This window comes from Bacillus pinisoli (genome assembly GCF_023036475.1).
Classification (GTDB): domain Bacteria; phylum Bacillota; class Bacilli; order Bacillales; family SA4; genus Bacillus_BS; species Bacillus_BS pinisoli.
The window spans coordinates 58,008-76,544 of sequence record NZ_JAJQKI010000006.1 but is presented as its reverse complement, the minus strand read 5'-3'; the positions used below and the strand labels follow the sequence as shown (position 1 = coordinate 76,544).

The 18,537-nt window shown below is 37.3% G+C and carries 16 protein-coding genes; 6 read left to right on the top strand and 10 right to left on the bottom strand.

Going from position 1 to position 18,537, the window contains the following annotated elements; genetic code table 11:
• The first annotated feature begins 22 nt into the window (after positions 1 to 22).
• Complete coding sequence (locus LT143_RS10535; RefSeq protein WP_246942940.1) at positions 23 to 1,426, top strand: hypothetical protein; 1,404 nt, start codon at positions 23 to 25, stop codon at positions 1,424 to 1,426.
• A gap of 77 nt (positions 1,427 to 1,503) precedes the next feature.
• Here LT143_RS10535 and cysK read toward each other — a convergent pair whose 3' ends face one another.
• The 6 genes from cysK to LT143_RS10505 all read right to left on the bottom strand — a co-directional run bounded on the left by cysK (position 1,504) and on the right by LT143_RS10505 (position 8,665).
• Positions 1,504 to 2,421, bottom strand: a complete 918-nt coding sequence (gene cysK, locus LT143_RS10530; RefSeq protein WP_246942939.1) for a cysteine synthase A — start codon at positions 2,419 to 2,421, stop codon at positions 1,504 to 1,506.
• Positions 2,422 to 2,529: 108 nt separating this feature from the next.
• The gene (locus LT143_RS10525) at positions 2,530 to 3,576 is read right to left on the bottom strand and encodes a YeiH family protein (protein ID WP_246942938.1); all 1,047 of its coding nucleotides are present in this window, start codon (positions 3,574 to 3,576) and stop codon (positions 2,530 to 2,532) included.
• A 185-nt stretch (positions 3,577 to 3,761) separates the two neighbouring features.
• Positions 3,762 to 5,444 (bottom strand): glycoside hydrolase family 13 protein, encoded by a 1,683-nt coding sequence (locus tag LT143_RS10520; RefSeq protein ID WP_246942937.1) that lies wholly within the window; start codon positions 5,442 to 5,444, stop codon positions 3,762 to 3,764.
• A gap of 23 nt (positions 5,445 to 5,467) precedes the next feature.
• Positions 5,468 to 6,304: a carbohydrate ABC transporter permease gene (locus LT143_RS10515; protein WP_246942936.1), complete on the bottom strand. Its 837-nt coding sequence runs from the start codon at positions 6,302 to 6,304 to the stop codon at positions 5,468 to 5,470.
• Positions 6,304 to 7,188, bottom strand: a complete 885-nt coding sequence (locus tag LT143_RS10510) for a carbohydrate ABC transporter permease (protein ID WP_246942935.1) — start codon at positions 7,186 to 7,188, stop codon at positions 6,304 to 6,306. Before LT143_RS10510 ends, LT143_RS10515 begins: the two co-directional genes overlap by 1 nt.
• A 160-nt stretch (positions 7,189 to 7,348) precedes the next feature.
• The gene (locus tag LT143_RS10505) at positions 7,349 to 8,665 is read right to left on the bottom strand and encodes a sugar ABC transporter substrate-binding protein (RefSeq protein ID WP_246942934.1); all 1,317 of its coding nucleotides are present in this window, start codon (positions 8,663 to 8,665) and stop codon (positions 7,349 to 7,351) included.
• Positions 8,666 to 8,822: 157 nt separating this feature from the next.
• Here LT143_RS10505 and LT143_RS10500 point away from each other — a divergent pair, with 157 nt between their 5' ends.
• Entirely contained in the window at positions 8,823 to 9,839 is a 1,017-nt protein-coding gene (locus tag LT143_RS10500) for a LacI family DNA-binding transcriptional regulator (protein WP_246942933.1), read from the top strand.
• Between the two features lie 210 nt (positions 9,840 to 10,049).
• On the opposite strand, the gene LT143_RS10495 is transcribed toward LT143_RS10500, so the two are convergent.
• The gene (locus LT143_RS10495) at positions 10,050 to 10,979 is read right to left on the bottom strand and encodes a diacylglycerol/lipid kinase family protein (protein WP_246942932.1); all 930 of its coding nucleotides are present in this window, start codon (positions 10,977 to 10,979) and stop codon (positions 10,050 to 10,052) included.
• 199 nt (positions 10,980 to 11,178) lie between these two features.
• Between LT143_RS10495 and LT143_RS10490 the strand changes: the two genes are divergently transcribed.
• From LT143_RS10490 to LT143_RS10475, 4 genes are all read left to right on the top strand, one after another.
• A complete protein-coding gene (locus LT143_RS10490; RefSeq protein WP_246942931.1) occupies positions 11,179 to 13,173 on the top strand; it encodes a S9 family peptidase in 1,995 nt (664 codons plus the stop codon).
• A 137-nt stretch (positions 13,174 to 13,310) separates the two neighbouring features.
• The gene (locus LT143_RS10485) at positions 13,311 to 15,032 is read left to right on the top strand and encodes a WG repeat-containing protein (protein WP_246942930.1); all 1,722 of its coding nucleotides are present in this window, start codon (positions 13,311 to 13,313) and stop codon (positions 15,030 to 15,032) included.
• 275 nt (positions 15,033 to 15,307) lie between these two features.
• Positions 15,308 to 15,805, top strand: a complete 498-nt coding sequence (locus LT143_RS10480) for a phosphatase PAP2 family protein (RefSeq protein WP_246942929.1) — start codon at positions 15,308 to 15,310, stop codon at positions 15,803 to 15,805.
• Between the two features lie 89 nt (positions 15,806 to 15,894).
• Complete coding sequence (locus tag LT143_RS10475; protein WP_246942928.1) at positions 15,895 to 16,497, top strand: CAP domain-containing protein; 603 nt, start codon at positions 15,895 to 15,897, stop codon at positions 16,495 to 16,497.
• Positions 16,498 to 16,529: 32 nt separating this feature from the next.
• On the opposite strand, the gene sda is transcribed toward LT143_RS10475, so the two are convergent.
• The 3 genes from sda to LT143_RS10460 form a co-directional block, all read right to left on the bottom strand.
• Positions 16,530 to 16,700: a sporulation histidine kinase inhibitor Sda gene (sda, locus tag LT143_RS10470; protein ID WP_246942927.1), complete on the bottom strand. Its 171-nt coding sequence runs from the start codon at positions 16,698 to 16,700 to the stop codon at positions 16,530 to 16,532.
• Positions 16,701 to 16,856: 156 nt separating this feature from the next.
• A complete protein-coding gene (locus tag LT143_RS10465) occupies positions 16,857 to 17,474 on the bottom strand; it encodes a peroxiredoxin (RefSeq protein WP_246942926.1) in 618 nt (205 codons plus the stop codon).
• Between the two features lie 268 nt (positions 17,475 to 17,742).
• Positions 17,743 to 18,450, bottom strand: a complete 708-nt coding sequence (locus tag LT143_RS10460) for a YwaF family protein (protein WP_246942925.1) — start codon at positions 18,448 to 18,450, stop codon at positions 17,743 to 17,745.
• Positions 18,451 to 18,537: the final 87 nt, after the last annotated feature.

Genomic DNA, 18,537 nt, shown 5'->3' with positions numbered 1-18,537 from the left:
TCCAACAGGAAGTGTCGCTACCTTGAAAAAAAGTTTACCTATTACTCAACTCTTATCTACCTTTTTTACTGTTTCACTCGTTCTATTTATACTATTATACTTACTATCTACCATATGGGAGCAACCTTGGTTACAAGAAGTACAGTCTTACATGGCAGTCTTCATGCTGGTTACGACTTTTATCGTCTATCCCAAAAAAGAACTTATTCTTCCTCTTCTATTAATTTCACTATCTATTTTCATCGTTTGGATGACCGCATCCTCTCCTATTGCCTTATGGAAGGGGTTACGGGAAATGAACGCCATTGTTACATTAGTCGTGTTAATTGGAATGGTCAGTTGGATGATTAGTCATCGACCATATGTGAAGGCCCTTATGATGATTGGAAAAAAGAGAATGACCACCCCAGTTCGTTTTTATACACTCATCGCCTCTCTCTCACATATCATTTCATCTTTCATGACAGTGGGTGGCGTTCCGTTTACTTATCAAATGTTTAAGCATTCAAAAAGACCTTCTGTCTCAAGTTTACCGTGGGATTTTACGTTGAGTACCGCTGTCATTCGCGGCTTTTCTCTAACCGTTCTATGGACCGCTGTTCATCCCGCCTTTGCCTATGTCATTGCCGGCACAGATGCTCCACTTTTTCCAACAATGATCAAGGGCTTAGGTCTAGCTTTAATTGGAATCTCGCTCAGCATATACATATACAGATTACAGTTAGGGAAGAAAAATGTGTTAGTCGATGTTATTCCCGATCTGACGATAGACGCTAGTGAGAATCTCAACGGTCTTGTCAGTAAATTTTTATTTTGGGTATCATTACTAATGGGTGGAATCTTCATCGCTACCCAGTGGTTAATGATTGATATATTACTAGCTGTTCCACTAGTCATCGTGGTGGTTACCACATGTTATTTTATTAGTAATAAAGCAATGAAAGATTATAAGCAGTTATGGTTTCAATTTATTACAACTGACCTCAGTAAGAAAAAAAGGGAAATCTTCCTTATGCTATCTGCAGGGATCTTAGTAGGAACATTAAAAGAGACCGGATTTGGTCAGGAGCTTTTTGGGCAATTTTTATTAATAGTAGATTGGCTCAACCTTAATATCCTTATAGGTCTTACACTCATTGTCATTCTACTTGGTTTCTGTGGGTTTCCACCAATCCCAGCCATGGTCTTGTTGTCTGGAATATTAGTAGAGATACCTGGCGGATATTCTACCGATATCGTCGCTTTGTCCCTACTCCTAGGTGTATCTGTCACATTGTATGTTGCTCCCGTTACAGTACCATTACTACTATTAAGTAGCATGAATGGCCGAAGCCTTACTGAAAACGGATTTAAGTGGAATATCCTGTTTGGGGTTGTTTTCCTTATCATTGGGGTCCTATATGTCCAAGTCGTATCCATGTTATAAAAATAATGCCAGGCAGCAGCCTGGCATTATTTTTTATAACTCAACTCGACAGGTGACAGGCACTTGTCGAAAAATCTTTATTCAAATAAATTCATGCTCAAATAACGCTCTCCTGAGTCAGGTGCAATACATACTACCCGCTTACCTTTTCCTAATCGTTTGGCAACTGTTATGCCTGCATAGATAGAGGCTGCGCTTGATGGTCCGACAAATAGTCCTTCTTTTAAGGGTAATTGTTTAAATAGCTCGATCGCTTCTTCATCTGCAATTTGAATGATTTCATCATAGATTGAAGTGTTTAGGATTTTAGGGATAAACCCTGGGCTAGTACCGACTAACTTATGAGGACCCGGTTCGCCACCTGATAAGACAGGTGAACCTTTTGGCTCTACAACTGTAATATGGAGATTCGGTATCATTTCTTTTAGTGTCTCTCCCGTACCGGTTATGGTACCACCCGTTCCTGCTGTCGCCACGAAAGCATCTAATCGACCATCCATTTGTTTATAAATCTCTTGTGCCGTTGTTACTCTGTGTATATCAGCATTTGCCTGATTTTCAAACTGCTGAGGGATAAAGGAACCAGGTATTTGTTTTTGTAGTTCTATGGCTTTTCTTATCGCACCAGGCATTTTCTCCGCAGCTGGAGTTAATACAACTTCCGCTCCATACGCTTTTAAAATATTTATTCTTTCTTGTGTCGCATTGTCAGGCATGATCATAATTGCAGGGTAGCCTTTTGCTGCCGCATTCATTGCTAATCCAATACCTGTATTCCCTGAAGTAGGTTCAATAATGGTGGCTCCTGGCTGAAGAATCCCTTTTTGTTCTGCGGTCGCGATTAAATTATAAGCAGCACGGTCCTTAACACTCTTTGACGGGTTAAACATTTCCAATTTAACATATACGTCAGCCGCATCTTCTGGGACCACTCTATTTAAACGAACAATCGGTGTTTCTCCTATTAACTCTGTCATATTGTTAGCGACTCTCATATGATCACTCCTTACTAAAAATTCGAGTACTTCTATTTTACCATTAATAGATCTATAAACTTACGTAGAGTAGATTAGACATGTAAATTAAGTTTAGCTTAATTCATTCTATAGGAGCAAATAAATAAGTGTTAAGCTAACTAGCCCTAAGATGACAGATGATATGAATCCAACAAGAAGTGGACGAATTCCAATACTTTTTATCTTTTTAACATCCGTTCCTAAACCAACACTCGCCATTACCATTACAATAAGAAATTTTGCAACTGAAGTTGTTGTTTCTACAAATGATACAGGAAGTAAAAATAAAGTATTGATCATAGCAGCTCCAACAAAAGCAAGTATAAAATAAGGAAAAATCTTACTGATATTCACTTTCTCTTGGATTATCGTGCTCGATTTCCTTGCTTGATACGAGAGATAGAAGGAGAGGATGACTGCTACAGGTACTAATGCCAAGGTCCGGATTAATTTAATCGCCACCGATGTATCTCCTGCTTCATGACTATAAGCATAACCAGCTGCGACAACTGAAGACGTATCATGGATCGCAGCACCTACCCATACCCCTAATTGAAGGTCTGATAATTCTATAAGCCTACCAATTAATGGATATACAAGCACCGCTACGATATTAAAAAGAAAGATTGTATTAATTGCATAGGCCATTTCTTCTTCCTTTGCTCTTACAATCGGAGCAGTTGTTGCAATTGCCGTAGCTCCGCAAATCCCCGTACCTAGCCCGACAAGTAATGGGATATTCCCCTGTAAACCAGCCAATCTAGCAATAAAGAACGTAAAGAATATGCCTATTACGACAGAAAGTAAAGTAATTAGAAAGAAGCTAAATCCCATTGAAACAAAACTAGTAAAACTAAACCCAAAACCTAGTAAAATAATGGCTACTTTTAACAGCTTTTTTAGCGTGTAATCAATTCCCCTATTAAACGTAAACGGAACAACTAGAAAGTTTCTAACAAGAAGACCTATGATGATTGAAAACACCGCTCCTCCAATAAGTGGAAACTCTCGTCCTATTGAATTAGCCAAAAATCCAATTAACGTAACTAAACCTACTCCTGGCAGAATGTCTCTTAGAAAATCTATTGAATTAATCAACTTATTTTTAGCCTGGGTCAATGATGTATAAGCCATATTCGCCTCCAAATCATACAAGTACCTTTTCATTCATACGATTACTATCATTCTATTACTACGAAATAAAAAGGAGTGCAGAGCTCATATGAACTCTGCACTCCTATTTTGCTATATTTAGCTTAACTAAACAAGAACTATATGCATCTACAATCGACAGGTGACAGGCACTTGTCGAATAATCTTTATTTCAGCAAATACACTCTCGCTTCATAAGGCTTTAATGTTACTTCTTCAATTTGCTCGTTTTCTTCAACCGAATAGTTACTTATTAACAGTTCCTTCGCCTCTACTTTTAAGCTATTAGGTAAGCGGAAAGTAGGTGTTCCCCCGAAGAAATTAAGTATGACTAGTAACTTCTGATCTCCAAGAGTTCGAGTATAGGCATAGATTTCCTCGTCCTCTTCAAGGATCAGCTCATAGTTACCATAAACAAACACATCATGCTTTTTACGGAGTTGAATGAGTTCCTTATAATAATTAAATATGGAATGTGGATCATGTAATTGATCCTCAACATTTATGGTCGGGTAGTTTTCGTTTACTGCAATCCAAGGTGTACCTGTAGTAAATCCAGCCTGCTCACTGGTATTCCACTGCATTGGGGTTCTTGAATTGTCTCGACCCTTATGATGAATTCTCTTCATGATTTCATCACGGTCTTGACCTTGCTCTACCACTTTCTCTCGGTAATAATTTAGAATTTCCACGTCTCGGTAAGATTCAATTGAATCAAAAGCGACATTTGTCATTCCAATTTCTTCACCTTGGTAAACATAAGGTGTACCTGATAGTGTGTGGATATAGGTAGCCAGTAACTTAGCTGATTCTGACCAATACTTCTTGTCATCTCCAAATCGAGAAACCGCTCTTGGTTGGTCATGATTATTGAAGAATAATGCATTCCAACCTTTTTCATACAGTTCTGTCTGCCATTTTGACATGATTTTCTTTAGATCCAGCAGACTCCACGGCTCGACTCCCCATTTTCCTTGAACCCCAGAATCAATCCCTGTATGTTCAAATTGGAACACCATATTGAATTCATTACGGTCTTCTCCTACATAGAGCAGGGCTTCTTGAGGTCCAACACCAGAGGTTTCACCGACCGTCATGATATCGTAATGACTTAAAACTTCCTTATTTAATTTTTGTAGCTGTTCATGCACCTGTGGAAGGTTTGAAAACATTTTATATCCTGTATTCCATCTCTGATCTTCAGGATTCGGATCATCAGGGAATCCCTCTGCTTTACCCATATGGTTAATCGCATCTACACGGAATCCATCAATTCCTTTATCTAACCACCACTTAATCATGGAGTATATATCTTTTACCACTTCAGGGTTATTCCAGTTTAAATCAGGTTGCTTCTTGGTGAATAAATGCAAGTAGTATTCACCCGTTGCTTCATCATATTCCCATGTCGATCCACTGAAGAAGGATTCCCAGTTATTTGGTGGGCCACCATCTTTACCAGTCTTCCATATATAATAATCACGCTTTGGGTTATCTTTCGAAGAACGGGACTCAATAAACCAAGGGTGCTCATCAGAAGTATGATTCACAACCAAATCCATAATGAGCTTCATTCCTCTTCCGTGAACTTCTTCAAGTAATGTATCAAAGTCTTCCATTGTTCCAAACTCTGACATAATCCCATAATAATCGCTGATGTCATATCCATTATCATCATTTGGCGATTCATAGATAGGAGATAACCAAATAACATCAATACCCAGCTCTTTTAAATAATCTAGCTTTGAGAGAATACCTTTCAGGTCACCAATGCCATCTCCGTTACTATCCATAAAACTGCGAGGATAGATTTGGTAGACCACCGCTTCTTTCCACCATATTCTTTTCATATATATCTCCTTTATAACTCTGACTATTTGATAGATCCTTGCATAACTCCATTAATAATGGCACGTTGACCAATCATATAAAGGATTAGAATTGGTAGTACCGTTAATAAGATAGCTGGAATTAGCAATTCCCAGTTGTTCATATACGTTCCGTTAAACACCTTCATCATAACCGGCATGGTATATACTGCTTCGTTATTTAATACTAAAGAAGGAAGTAGATAATCATTCCATATCCAAAGAACGTTTAGTATGGATACTGTCACCGCAATTGGCCTTAACATCGGGAACACAATGATAAAGAAAGTTTGGATGGTGTTACATCCATCAATTCTTGCCGCTTCCTCAATTTCAACTGGAATGGATTTAATAAACCCATGGAAAATAAAAATGGAGAGTGCACTACCAAATCCAATATAAAAGAAAATCAACAAAGGAATTGGAATGGCATCTATTAATTGCAGTTTCGCACCATAAATATAAATTAAAGGAATCATTAAAGTCTGAAACGGAATAACCATGGAAGCTACTAAAATGATAAAGAAGAATTTATTATATTTCGTTGGTCTTCTTACCATATGGTAAGCTGCCATCGCTGAAAAGATAACGATAAACAATGTACTTAAGGAGGTAATAACAAACGTATTCTTAAAAGTTACTAAGAAATTCATTTTCTCTATTACTTCCATAAACTGTCCAAAATCCCAGTTTACCGGTAATGAAAATGGATTTGTAAGAATCTCTCCATTATCCTTAAACGAGTTAATTACTAATAGCACAAACGGGAAGATAAATGTAACTAACGCTACGATAGCGATGATATAGGCTAGTGTTGAAGTCACGATTCGTTGTGTTCTCATTATGCTTCAACCTCCATTTTCTTACTTGAGTAAACTTGAATACCGGTAATGACAGCAACAATTAAGAAAAGAATGATCCCCTCTGCTTGCCCTGTTCCGTAATTCGCCTCAATAAAAGCTTTATTTACAACATGCATGGACACCATTTCTGTACTACCAAAAGGTCCACCCTTTGTTAGTGAGAAGTTTAAATCATAGACCATGAAAGCATTTTTTAATGACAAAAAGACCGTTACAACAAAAGAAGGTACCATGAGTGGAATTGTCACGTTAATGAGCCTTCTAAATGAACTCGCTCCATCTATTTTAGATGCCTCAATTAATTCTTTTGGAATACTGATGAGCCCTGCAATAAAGATAATCATCATATATCCTGATGTTTGCCACACCATTACAATAACCATTGACCAGAATGCCATTGTTGGATCACCTAGCCACCCTAGCTCTAACCATTCAATACCAAATCTTTTACCAAATGCAGGTAAAGACTGTACAAATATGAACTGCCAGATGTATCCAAGCACAAGTCCACCAATTAAGTTTGGTGTAAAATAAGCTGTTCTTAAAGAATTTTGTATACGTAACCCGGATGTAACTAAGTATGCCAAACCAAACCCTACTATGTTTACAAAGAAAACAGTTGCTAATACGAACTTCAGTGTTAACCACATGGATTCCCAGAATTTAGTATCCTGTACGGCATTTACATAATTCTCAAGTCCAGAAAACACCATTGGATCAACTGGAGTACTCATTCGGTTAAGCGTTATATAAATTCCATAAAGAAACGGGATCGCAACCGTGATAATAAAGAAAAAAGTAGTAGGACCAAGGAATAAGAATGAATTCCCCCAATGAGCCCAACCTTTTTTACGATGCGTCATTTACTTCACATCCTATAATAGTAATTTTTTAAACCAATATTAAAATTCCCTATAAAGCAAAAAAATATCTCTTAACTAAGTCTATAAGCTAAAACAAGTGGGCGAGTTATAAACATATACTCGCCCACCTATATGGTGTTTAAATTATTGCTATTTATTATTACTCAAGACCTTCAAAGTAAGATTGGAACACTTTCGCAAGATCTTCTCTGCTTAGTTGCCCTGCAATATGCTTTTGCACTTCAGGTCCAATACTATTTGACCAATCTCCAGCACTAATATAGTTCGTGCTGAAAGGCATTGTGTTACCATTTGCAATAGCATCAGCAATTGCTACTCCAAGTGGGTTTGTAACAGTATTTGGATTGTTCTTGAAAGCAGAAATAATTTGTGCTTTATTTACAAGGAAATCTTGACCTGCTTCATCAAATACTAACCAATCAAGAAACTTCTTTGCTGCCTCTTGTTGTTCTTCAGTAGCCTTTTTATTGATAACCATTACTTGAGTAGGCCCAACCGCAATCTTACTGTTTAGTGGATTGTCAGCATTGTTATCTACTGGAACTGGCATAAAACCAAAGTTATCTCCAGCTACTGCTTGAAGTGAGTCATATGCCCAGTTTCCATTGAATAGGAACGCTGATTCACCTTTTCCAACAGCAACGTGAGCAGAATCATAGTATTGTCCAATTGGACGCTCACCATATTGGTTATATTCTTTAGAAGTTAACAATGATAATGTGTCATAGTAACCATTCCACATTTCATTCTTAGTAAGGTCAGCTGATCCTGACTTTAATTGATCAACAAGTGTGTTAGGATCTTCTTCTTGGTTTAAGAATAATGAGCTATAGTGGTTACCTACAGACCACGCTTCTGTTTGGTACGCAACCGGATATTCAACACCAGAAGCCTTCACCTTATCTAATAATTCCTTTAGCTTATCAACTGTGTTAATTGAGAATGGATCGAAGCTGCCTCCAACTGCCTGCTCAACAACTTTTTGATTGTAAACTAGACCCATACCTTCTACTGCAAATGGGAAACCAACAACTTGACCTTCAGCATTTTTAAATGCAGAGTCTGTTTCAGCAACCCACTTCTCGTTAGATAAGTCAATTCCTACATCTTTGTATTTATTTAAAGTTGCATAAGGTTCAAACATCGCTAATGTAACAACTTTACCTGAAGCGGTTAATTTATCGAAAACATTTAAGCTATCACCAACTGCAATTGAGTTCACTTCTACATTGATATCAGGGTTAGCATCCATGAATGCTTGTGCTGCTTCTTTAAATTGCGCATCAATTTCCCCTTTACCGTTTGTAACGATGATTGTTACAGGTTCTGTTGAGTTAGGGTCCGTTGATTCAGTAGTTTTCTCTTCAGTGTTTCCAGCACATGCTGCTAATGATAGAGCTAATACGCCAGCCATACCGAACGCAGCAGTCTTTTTAAGCGTTTTCATAAAGTTCATTTAGGTAATCCCCCTTTATTTTTTATATCCTAGGAAATTTTCTTGCCTATGATGTGATTATATGACACAATATTTCCTAGGTCAACTAAAACAACTAAAAAAAATAAACGCTTTCATAAATTTTGTTACTATCATTTTAAACAAGGTTGTGATTGTCATGAAAATAACACTAAAAGAGATCGCTAAAATGGCTGATGTTTCTACTTCAACAGTCTCTAGAGTTATTAATAATAGTAAACATGTGAACGAAGATCTTCGTAAAAGAGTCTTAAACGTCTTAAAGGAAACAAACTATCTACCTTATGTTGCCCAAACCTTATCAAATACACACGATCAACTATTAATTGGGGTAATTTGTCCTCAATTTAGTAATACTGTACTTGATGACTTAATTCAGGGAATAAATAAGGTATGTAAATTATACGGCTATGACACTGTTATTGGATTAACCGATGGAACCAATGAAAGTGAACAACATTATATTGACCTATTTAGCAACAAATTATGTGTACAGGGCATGATTTTCATGGGGAACCAATGGGAGCAAGAACATATTGATATTATTAACAAGAACCTAACACCTGTTGTATTAATAGGGCAGGTATCTACCCACCCATCTGTCCCATCCGTTCATGTTGATAACATTACAGCTTCTTACGAGGCGGTGACCTATCTTTTGCAAAGTGGTCACCGAAATATAGCCATGATTCGAGGTACAACCGGACAATCAGTTCGTGAAGACCGCTATAAAGGATATGAAAAAGCATTATTAGATGCAGGATTAAACATTCAGGAAGAATGGGTCTTAGATAGCGAGCTATCTATTGAGGGCGGTAAGAAAGCGATGGCAGCCATACTAGAACAACAGTCTATGCCCACCGCTGTTTTTTGTTCTACTGACAACATCGCAATCGGTGCAATGACATATTTGCAAGACCAAGGATACCGTGTTCCTGAAGATATATCCGTCTTTGGTTTTGATAGTATAGAATTATCAAGGCTAGTTCGCCCTAGGCTAAGTACGATACAATATTCGGCCGTTGAAATTGGGATGACTGCAACACGTAACTTAATTAAATTATGTAAAGGTGAACAGGAGGATGTAGTTTCCCATCTTAATGTAATCCATGATCTTGTTATTAGAGAGAGCACGACAGAAAATGCAAAATTATAATAAATATACAGAAAAACCATTCTATTCCTTGATAGAATGGTTTTTTGTATGGGTCTTTCCTAAAACTTTGTTGCTTTGTATCTTAATCCCGAGTCTAATCTGATAGGATAAGATCCGTATTTTAAACGTTAAGAAATCTATGAAAACCATTTTGGCGCAAGGAAATTTTTTTCCCGAGCGGAAAAGGATTAGAAGTAAGGTGGCTACTATTTATTTGCCTCCCCTTATATTTCTTGCTTGTTCCTCTTTTGAAACTTGGCAAATCTCGCATTTCCCTGTTTGACCATCTACTTGATAGACAATCGTGTTCTTTGACTCTAGCTTTATTTTATTTCCTTGCATTACGCTCACCTCTTTTAGATGAACATGCCATCCAAAGAATACTGAAACAAACAAAAAGGGAATTTTCCATGCAGATAAATTTTTGATAATTAGAGTCGAAAGAGAAACTGGTCTAATTCTAGCACTTGGATTTATTTTCATACCGCCACCGTAATAAGGCTGATTCGAGATTGTCACCATTAACACATTTTCAAAAAGCTGCCTCTTCCCGTCAATCTCCAATTCTACGGTTAAAGGTTTATACCTTCTTAATACTTGAAACAAGGCAATTACATAACTAATAGACCCTATCTTCCACTTGTTTAACCTTTTTTTATAAGTTGAGTGATTAGCAGTTTGGGTGATTTCAGCGTCAAACCCAAAGCTGATGCTATTAACAAAAAGTCTTCTATTTCGTTCACGTTTAGAGTCCGTCCAAAAGTTCCCTGGCCAGTAATCTTTATTGTGGTGCTCTACAATTCTTCTAAACACTTCAACTGGATCACCGCTTAGTCCATACCCTCTTACAAAATCGTTTCCAGAACCAGCAGCAATACAGGAAATCGGAATGGTAGGGAAGTGCTTTAAACCATTTACACATTCATGAACGGTTCCATCCCCACCAATTACAACAAAACAAGTAATGGATTCAGAATAGATGGAAGCTACTTGTTGAGCTAGCTTCTCGGCATGTCCTTCATATTCCGTTACATAACTTCTACACTTTACTTGATGATAGAGGGGGTGATTTTTAATCATATTAAATACTTGCACAGCTCTTCCGCCGCCAGCTATTCGATTGATGATAAATATATACATTTATTACGCCCCTCCCGCTAACACCATTTTTACTAATTATAGGTTTTTGCATTACATTAATCTATAAGTATTTCAAAGCAAATCCTCCAAAGAAACCATAATCTAGTCTGAAAATTTTAATTTTTAAAAACTGCAGTTTTATTTCGTTTACCGAAATGTTAAGATAACTTTATAGATTGATAAATTGGAGGAATGTATCATGACAAAACGTCCTATTACTGCTGAAGATCTTAATAAATTTAAGTATGTGGGAGATCCTCAATTGTCTCCAAGCAAAGACAAAGTTGCCTATGTGTTAACTCATGTTGATCAAGAAAAAGATGGATACTTTTCTTATATTTATGTTTCAGATCTAAAAGGTGAAGGAAGAAAGTTCACTTCTCATTATTCAAAAGAAAACCTAGTGAAAGATGTGGCTCCTCAGTGGTCACCAGATGGAAAAGCACTTGCATTCCGCTCAAATCGTACTGGAAAAAATCAAGTTTGGTTATTACATACTGATGGTGGTGAGGCGGTTCAACTAACGGATGTGAAACAAGGTGTGGGAGAATTCGCTTGGTCTCCAGATGGAAGCCAGCTTGCTGTTACCGTGAATGGTGAATTAAAGCTTTCCACCGATAAGGAAGAAAAGAAAGAGGAAAAAAGTGATGTAAAGGTCATCACAAGACTTCGTTATAAAGGAGACGGAGTTGGTATTTATAACGAAGATCGTAAGCACGTTTATTTATTTAATGTAGCTACAAAAGCTTTTACAAAAGTAACGGAAGGAGACCATGACTTTGGGCAACCACGTTTCTCTCCAGATGGTAAGAGCTTATTTTATGTAGGTACAAAGGCAGAAGATAAAGAGTGGGGCTACCTACCTTGCATTTGGAAATATGATATTGAGTCAAAAGAAGAATCTCTTTTCTATCAAGGAAATGGGTATCTAAACTCACCTTCTATATCACCTGATGGTAAATGGTTAGCTGTTGCAGGTCACACTCGTGGGGAAAGAAGTCAAGGAAATGCAAATGTTCTTCTATTTTCTCTTGAAACCGGAGAGTTAAAGAACCTTACAGAAAGCTTTGACTACACTGTAGGAAACCTGGTAGGGGTAGATGCGAAGTATGAAACCGCTGAGCTTCGTTTAATCTGGGACTCTTCAAGCTCTACCATCTATTTCAGTGCTACAGTTGGTGGAGATTGTCAATTATTCAAAGTGAACATAGATGGTGAAGTATCTACTGCACTGTCCCAAGCAGTAGCATCTCTAAATTCTTATGACATCGTAAGTGATGATCAAGCAGTTCTTGTACTTTCTACTCCTCATTCTGTCGGGGACTTAGTCATTCAAGATTTAAATAATGTAGCAAATGTTGAGGTCCTTACTGCTTGGAATGAAGAACTATATAATGACGTCCATTTAAGCACACCTGAAAACTTCCACTACAAGAGCACAGATGGATGGAATGTTGAAGGCTGGATTATGAAGCCTTATGGCTATGAAGAAGGTAAAAAATACCCAATGATACTTCAAATCCATGGTGGTCCTGCAACTGCCTACGGAAATGGACTCCACCATGAAATGCAGTTAATGGCTTCAAAAGGATATGTCGTCCTTTACACCAATCCAAGAGGAAGCCACGGATACGGTCATGACTTCGTAAATGCTGTCATCGGTGATTACGGTGGAATGGACTATGAAGATATTATGGCAGGCGTGGATTATGCATTAGCTAACTTTACCTACATCGATACTGACCAATTATTTGTGACTGGTGGAAGCTACGGCGGATATATGACGAACGTGATAGTAACTCGTACTGATCGATTTAAAGCGGCTGTTACACAACGTAGTATTTGTAACTGGCACAGCTTCTACGGAACAAGTGATATTGGCTTCTTCTTTACAGAATGGCAACACGATCATGCCGATCTATGGGACGATGTTGAAAAACTGTTAAAACTTTCACCACTCACCTATGCACGCAACGTAAAGACACCTACACTGATTTTGCACAGTGAACAGGATTTACGCTGTCCAATGGAGCAAGCTGAACAATGGTATATCGCCCTTAAACGTTTAGGTGTGGAAACAAAGCTAGTTCGCTTCCCGGATGAAAACCATGATCTGTCACGTTCTGGCAAACCGAAGCATCGCTTAGAGCGTTTACAGCATTTAATTGGCTGGTTTGATGATCGCCGAAACTAATAATTAACCTACTAGAAAGAATCCTTAGGGGTTCTTTCTTTTTGCCATATAGAAGTTTTTCTCTGAATTGGCTATCTAGGCACACCCTCCAGTAATTCCTATATACTAATAAAAATACGGTTCAGAGGAGAGTATAAATGACTCACACTACAATCAATCTTTATCCTGCTTCGCTGAAGACCTTAGATGGTACCAAATGGGGTTATATCAATAAGAAGGGGGAGTTAGTGTCAAAACCTTTGTTTGATTATGCGATGGATTTTCAAGAGAACGGCCTTGCCGTAGTCGAAAGATATAACAAGTATGGGATTATAAATGAAAGAGGAAAGTACGTGGTGAAACCACAATTCCTTTCCATCAGTGAATTCTCTGAGGGTAGAGCGGTTGTGTTGGATTATGATGGGTATCACGTCATAAATGAGCAGGGAAAAATTCTGACGACAAAGCCTTATTCCTTTATTGGATCTTACCAAGACAAACGTGCTCTTTTTTCATTAAATGAGAATAATCAACTACTTTATGGTTACCTAGATTTAGAAGGAAACGAAATTATACCTGCTTCTTTTCTTTCAGCAAGTGACTTTCTAAACGGGCAAGCTATTATACAAAAGGATGATCAAACTTCCGCTCTACTCAACCAAAGTGGTCAGGTGCTCTATACGTATCCTTACCCTACCGTCACCAATCTTGGCGAGGGACTACTATCATTTAAGGAGAGTAGCGAGTTTGATGCAAAAGTCGGTGTAATGGATACAAAAGGGACTGTTATTCTTTCGCCACGTTATACATGGATCCAACCGTTTAAAGACCGTCGGGCAATCATAACTGTCGCCGAAGAATATCGTAATCCTTATGGCCTCATTGACACGAAAGGAAACGTGGTCATTCAGCCTATCTATAATGATATCCAACTACTAGGAGAAACGAGAGTTGCTTTAGGCAAAGCCATAAAGGAAGAAGAGCCATACAAAGGTTCATACTACGCAATTGCTGACAATGTTGGGAGATTGCTAACAGACTTTATCTATACATCTGTATTACCTTTTGAAGAGAATGTCGCGTCAGCAAGCGACAGCAAAAGGACATTCTTTATTAACAAGGACGGTCGTCAGGCAACCGGGCTTCCCGTATTAAAGGGCTCAGGTACATTAGCTTTTGAAGGCGACCTTATAAAAGCGACGATCAACCAACGCGTTTCTTACTATTCCCGCGAAGGAAAAGAAATTTGGAAACAGAACTCGGTCATTCCGTTGAATCGACATTACCTTGTGAAAGAAAAGAAATATAATCCCCGAGAAGACTATGTTGTCTATTATCCTCAAATTGAAGGAATGACAAATACAACGACCCAAAGAAAAGTAAATGATCAACTTAAGAAAATGTCCCAAGAACAAAAAATAGATAATGATGAACTACAGGACTATACCTACTCAGCAGATTTTAATGTGGAGTTTTTTAAAGGAATCCTCCTCGTACTAAAACTTGAAGCCTATCAATACCCAATTGGCGCTGCCCACGGTATGCCATTTAAGAATTATCCTCATATTAACTTAAAGACTGGAAAATTCTATCAACTAGAAGATTTGTTTAAAAATAATCAGGAATATATCAAAGTATTAAGCGATATTATCGGAAATCAAATTAAAAATGATCCAACCTATTCTTATGTGTTTCCCGATGCCTATAAGGGGATTAGCAAGGATCAACCCTTCTATGTATCTAGCGATGCACTATATCTATACTTTGCCCCTTACGAAATTGCTCCTTATGCTGCAGGATTCCCAACATTTAAAATTTATTACAAAGAGATTTCAGACATTCTTAACAAACAAGGTGAGTTCTGGAGATCCTTTCACTAAAGTTTTCTCGTCATGATCTTTCAAGTATCTATCGATGACAGGATGGTATCTCTGCTATGAAAGCAGAGGAACTATCCTTTTTAGTAGGCTCTTTTCTAAAACTTTGTTGCTTTTCAATCTTATATTTAAGCAATTTCGCCATATTCAATATGATTAAACTGACTATTTAAAGCTTAGAAAAGAGCAACTATCTATACGAAAACAGCCTTTTAGTATGAGAATAAACTTTTACGAGAAACTAATAGTGAAGATTTTTAAGATCAGGAGGATTTTCAATGGATGTCAAACTATTTCGTGGAATTCAAAAACTATCAGGACGTTCTACATTACTAGATGTTCTCATGATTCTTATATCCAATAGAGCACGTTACATCTATTTTTTCATCGTTCTTTTCATGCTTATAAAAAAAGGTTACGGGAAAAGATTAACCACCGAAGCCTTTATCTCATTGCTGATTTCCCTCTTCATGAATACTACGATTAAATTGTTTTACTACAGACCTAGACCTTTTATTAAAAGAAAGGTTGGCATTCTAATTCCATCAAAGAAGGATTCTTCTTTTCCAAGCAAACACACTTTACTTGTGTTTACGGTCTCAACCATCATCTTATTCTACGAACGAACAGTTGGATTGGTCATGACAGGTCTTTCTATTTTAACGGGTCTCTCTAGAATTTGGACAGGCCATCATTATCCTTCAGATATTCTGGCTAGCGCTGTAGCTGGGTCATTAACTAGCTACTTTGTACATCACTTTACTTCACAGAAATAATATTCACGTTTTCCATCACGATTCGGATAAAAAATGGGTAATTGCTAAAAATGTACATAAACGAGAGTAATATTTAGGAGGATTTTGTCATGAAGAAAATCGCATTTTTTATGTTTTTGATATGGAGCCTTACAGGTTGTAATGGCGTTGCAAATGAGGAATCAGCAACAAGTGAGAACCTTATTACAGGGAATAATGTTAACTATCAGCCTGGTCAATCCAACAATAGCCGGTTACAACAAGTTGGAACCGTTAGAAATGTAGGCAATGGTAGTTCGAGGGGGCTTGGTGATACACTGGAACCAAATCCAATGAGCGACTTTTTTATTGCAGATGTCATTGACCTAACGAATGAAGAAAGAAGAAGACATGGATTACCCAGTTTAACTACAGATATTGATTTACAAAAAGCTGCACAGCTTAAGGCAGAGGATATGTCAGCCAATCATGAACTATCATATCAATCAACGCAATATGGGACTCCCTTCCAAATGCTCCGTAGCTTAGGCATAACCTTTCAAACGGCTGCAGAAAATATAGCGTACGGCCCACAAACACCAAGAGAAGTAGTGGATGCATGGATGAATCACACAGAATACCGTGATAATATATTACATCCAGATATGACTCACTTAGGAGTAGGGTATGTAACAGATGGAAACTACTGGGCCCAACTATTTATAAAAAGATAATTTAGTTCATGGTTGATACATGTTTCTGGTCTCTATTTATTTCTAATTAATAAATAAAGGCCAGAAAACTCTTCCTGAGATTTTTTATTTATACATCTTCGATTTATCTCGCTTTTTAGAGTATTAATAAACTCTTCTTCCAAGTCCAGATTGATTGCCTCCAGATATGCCTCCATTAATTGCTTGTCTGTTAATTGATTCATAGAATCCCCCTAGTTATTAGCTATATTGTTATATTCACTAATTTTAAGATTTTAAACTTATTTTTAGCGATTATTCATTCATTCCTTTACAAATTGTTTTAAAAAAAGCCAGGTTACTGCATGGTAAAGCAGAAAACCCGACTTCATTTATAAAACTTATATCTTTCCTATATACCGCGAATCCCTACTAATCCAGCGTTGACCAGGAACCCAATTAGCAGGCACGACTTCACCCGTTTCTCTTTCATACTGAATCCCTTGAAGGACTCTTATGATTTCAAAAATATTCCGTCCTACTTCTAGTGGATAAACGTTACGTAATTCAATGATTCCCTCTGGATTTATGATTATGGTTGCTCTGTAAGCAGCTCCTACCTTCTCATTTAATACACGATATGCCCTACTAATCTTATGTGTCCGGTCACTTAATAGTGGATATGTCACATTCTTAACTAGTGAGGATGTTTCTGTAAACACTTTATGAGAGAATACACTATCTGTACTAATTGCTAACACTTCTGTATTTAATTCTTTAAACTGCTCATAACTAGCAGCGACCGCTGCCAATTCTGTAGGTCAAACAAACGTAAAATCACTTGGATAGAAAAATAATATCACCCATTTACCACGATAATCTTCTAGACTAATCTGCTTTATACTCTTCTCTACATTGTCATAAGCTTCCGCTACAAATAAGGGAGCAACATCTGTTGTATGGGCACAAAAAGGCTGATTACATTTCTCTGTCCCATCAACATCATGTCTATTACTCATATTTCATCACCTCATTTTCTACTCAACAGTAGTATATGTATAGGTTTTTGTCCTATTGAGCCTATTTGAGTTATTGAGATTATCTATAAGCAAATGATTACTTAGTCTTAGAACATCACAACGACTAGCCAAGCAAAAATTAAGCTTTTGAGTTTTTCCACTGAAGCAACATTCTAGGTTAACAAACACAGTTACCCCTCTATCCTTTTCTAGATAGAGGGGTCTTTCTTCTTTGGTTCTATTCCATGGTTAAAGGTTCAATAAAATCTTACAGCACTGATTTCTCTTTTCTTAGCCATACTCCCATTGGAAGATAGGTAATAATAAATACAACTATTGCTGCTATTTCAAGATTTACATAGTACATGATACCAGAGCCGAAAAAAGATAAGATCGTCTTGGATTCTGTAGGATTAGCTAGGTAGAAGAAATTTGTATCTAGAAGAATATTAATCATAAAAATAGGAAGGGCAATGATATTGAGTAGTAAGAAGCCGGTCCATATGGCTTTCCTCGGTACTCGATAGCCTTCATAGAAGAGGAAATATAAAACAGACCAAGTAATGGCAGAATGATGCAGAAAGTATTTAATAAAACGATAATGTGGAAATTGATAAAACAATTCAGGCGTAACCATACTTAAAATGGCTGGTAATGTACCTGTGAAATACAACAAATAAAAAGCTTTCTTACTTGGCTTCAAAAATAAATAAATGCAAATAAATGTACTAATGGAACATAGGTGAAGCGGTAAACTACCCATTTCCCATTGGTTTGTCGTGATGAGCCATATCTGTGACGATAGTTCACTTATGACCAATATGCTGAACAATGTCCATTTGACTTTAGACTGATGCGATTTAAGGCTACTTCTAAAGAAAATAAGTAAGAAAGATACGAGGATAAAAAACAAAAATGCACCGATATGTTGAATTGAAAATATCTCAAACGTCTGCATCTCTGTTACCGAAAACATGTTGTCACCTCCATTCTGAGTGAAATGAAGTGTGTTATCAATAGTGTATTCGAGATATGGGTTGGTTTAGTCGCGTGATTTGAATGA

What these genes read in the sequence shown, in the direction of transcription:
- cysK (WP_246942939.1), bottom strand. Translation starts at nt 2,421, where the DNA reads ATGAGAGTCGCTAACAATATGACAGAGTTAATAGGAGAAACACCGATT.
- LT143_RS10525 (WP_246942938.1), bottom strand. Translation starts at nt 3,576, where the DNA reads ATGGCTTATACATCATTGACCCAGGCTAAAAATAAGTTGATTAATTCA.
- LT143_RS10520 (WP_246942937.1), bottom strand. Translation starts at nt 5,444, where the DNA reads ATGAAAAGAATATGGTGGAAAGAAGCGGTGGTCTACCAAATCTATCCT.
- LT143_RS10515 (WP_246942936.1), bottom strand. Translation starts at nt 6,304, where the DNA reads ATGAGAACACAACGAATCGTGACTTCAACACTAGCCTATATCATCGCT.
- LT143_RS10510 (WP_246942935.1), bottom strand. Translation starts at nt 7,188, where the DNA reads ATGACGCATCGTAAAAAAGGTTGGGCTCATTGGGGGAATTCATTCTTA.
- LT143_RS10505 (WP_246942934.1), bottom strand. Translation starts at nt 8,665, where the DNA reads ATGAACTTTATGAAAACGCTTAAAAAGACTGCTGCGTTCGGTATGGCT.
- LT143_RS10500 (WP_246942933.1), top strand. Translation starts at nt 8,823, where the DNA reads ATGAAAATAACACTAAAAGAGATCGCTAAAATGGCTGATGTTTCTACT.
- LT143_RS10495 (WP_246942932.1), bottom strand. Translation starts at nt 10,979, where the DNA reads ATGTATATATTTATCATCAATCGAATAGCTGGCGGCGGAAGAGCTGTG.
- LT143_RS10490 (WP_246942931.1), top strand. Translation starts at nt 11,179, where the DNA reads ATGACAAAACGTCCTATTACTGCTGAAGATCTTAATAAATTTAAGTAT.
- LT143_RS10485 (WP_246942930.1), top strand. Translation starts at nt 13,311, where the DNA reads ATGACTCACACTACAATCAATCTTTATCCTGCTTCGCTGAAGACCTTA.
- LT143_RS10480 (WP_246942929.1), top strand. Translation starts at nt 15,308, where the DNA reads ATGGATGTCAAACTATTTCGTGGAATTCAAAAACTATCAGGACGTTCT.
- LT143_RS10475 (WP_246942928.1), top strand. Translation starts at nt 15,895, where the DNA reads ATGAAGAAAATCGCATTTTTTATGTTTTTGATATGGAGCCTTACAGGT.
- sda (WP_246942927.1), bottom strand. Translation starts at nt 16,700, where the DNA reads ATGAATCAATTAACAGACAAGCAATTAATGGAGGCATATCTGGAGGCA.
- LT143_RS10460 (WP_246942925.1), bottom strand. Translation starts at nt 18,450, where the DNA reads ATGTTTTCGGTAACAGAGATGCAGACGTTTGAGATATTTTCAATTCAA.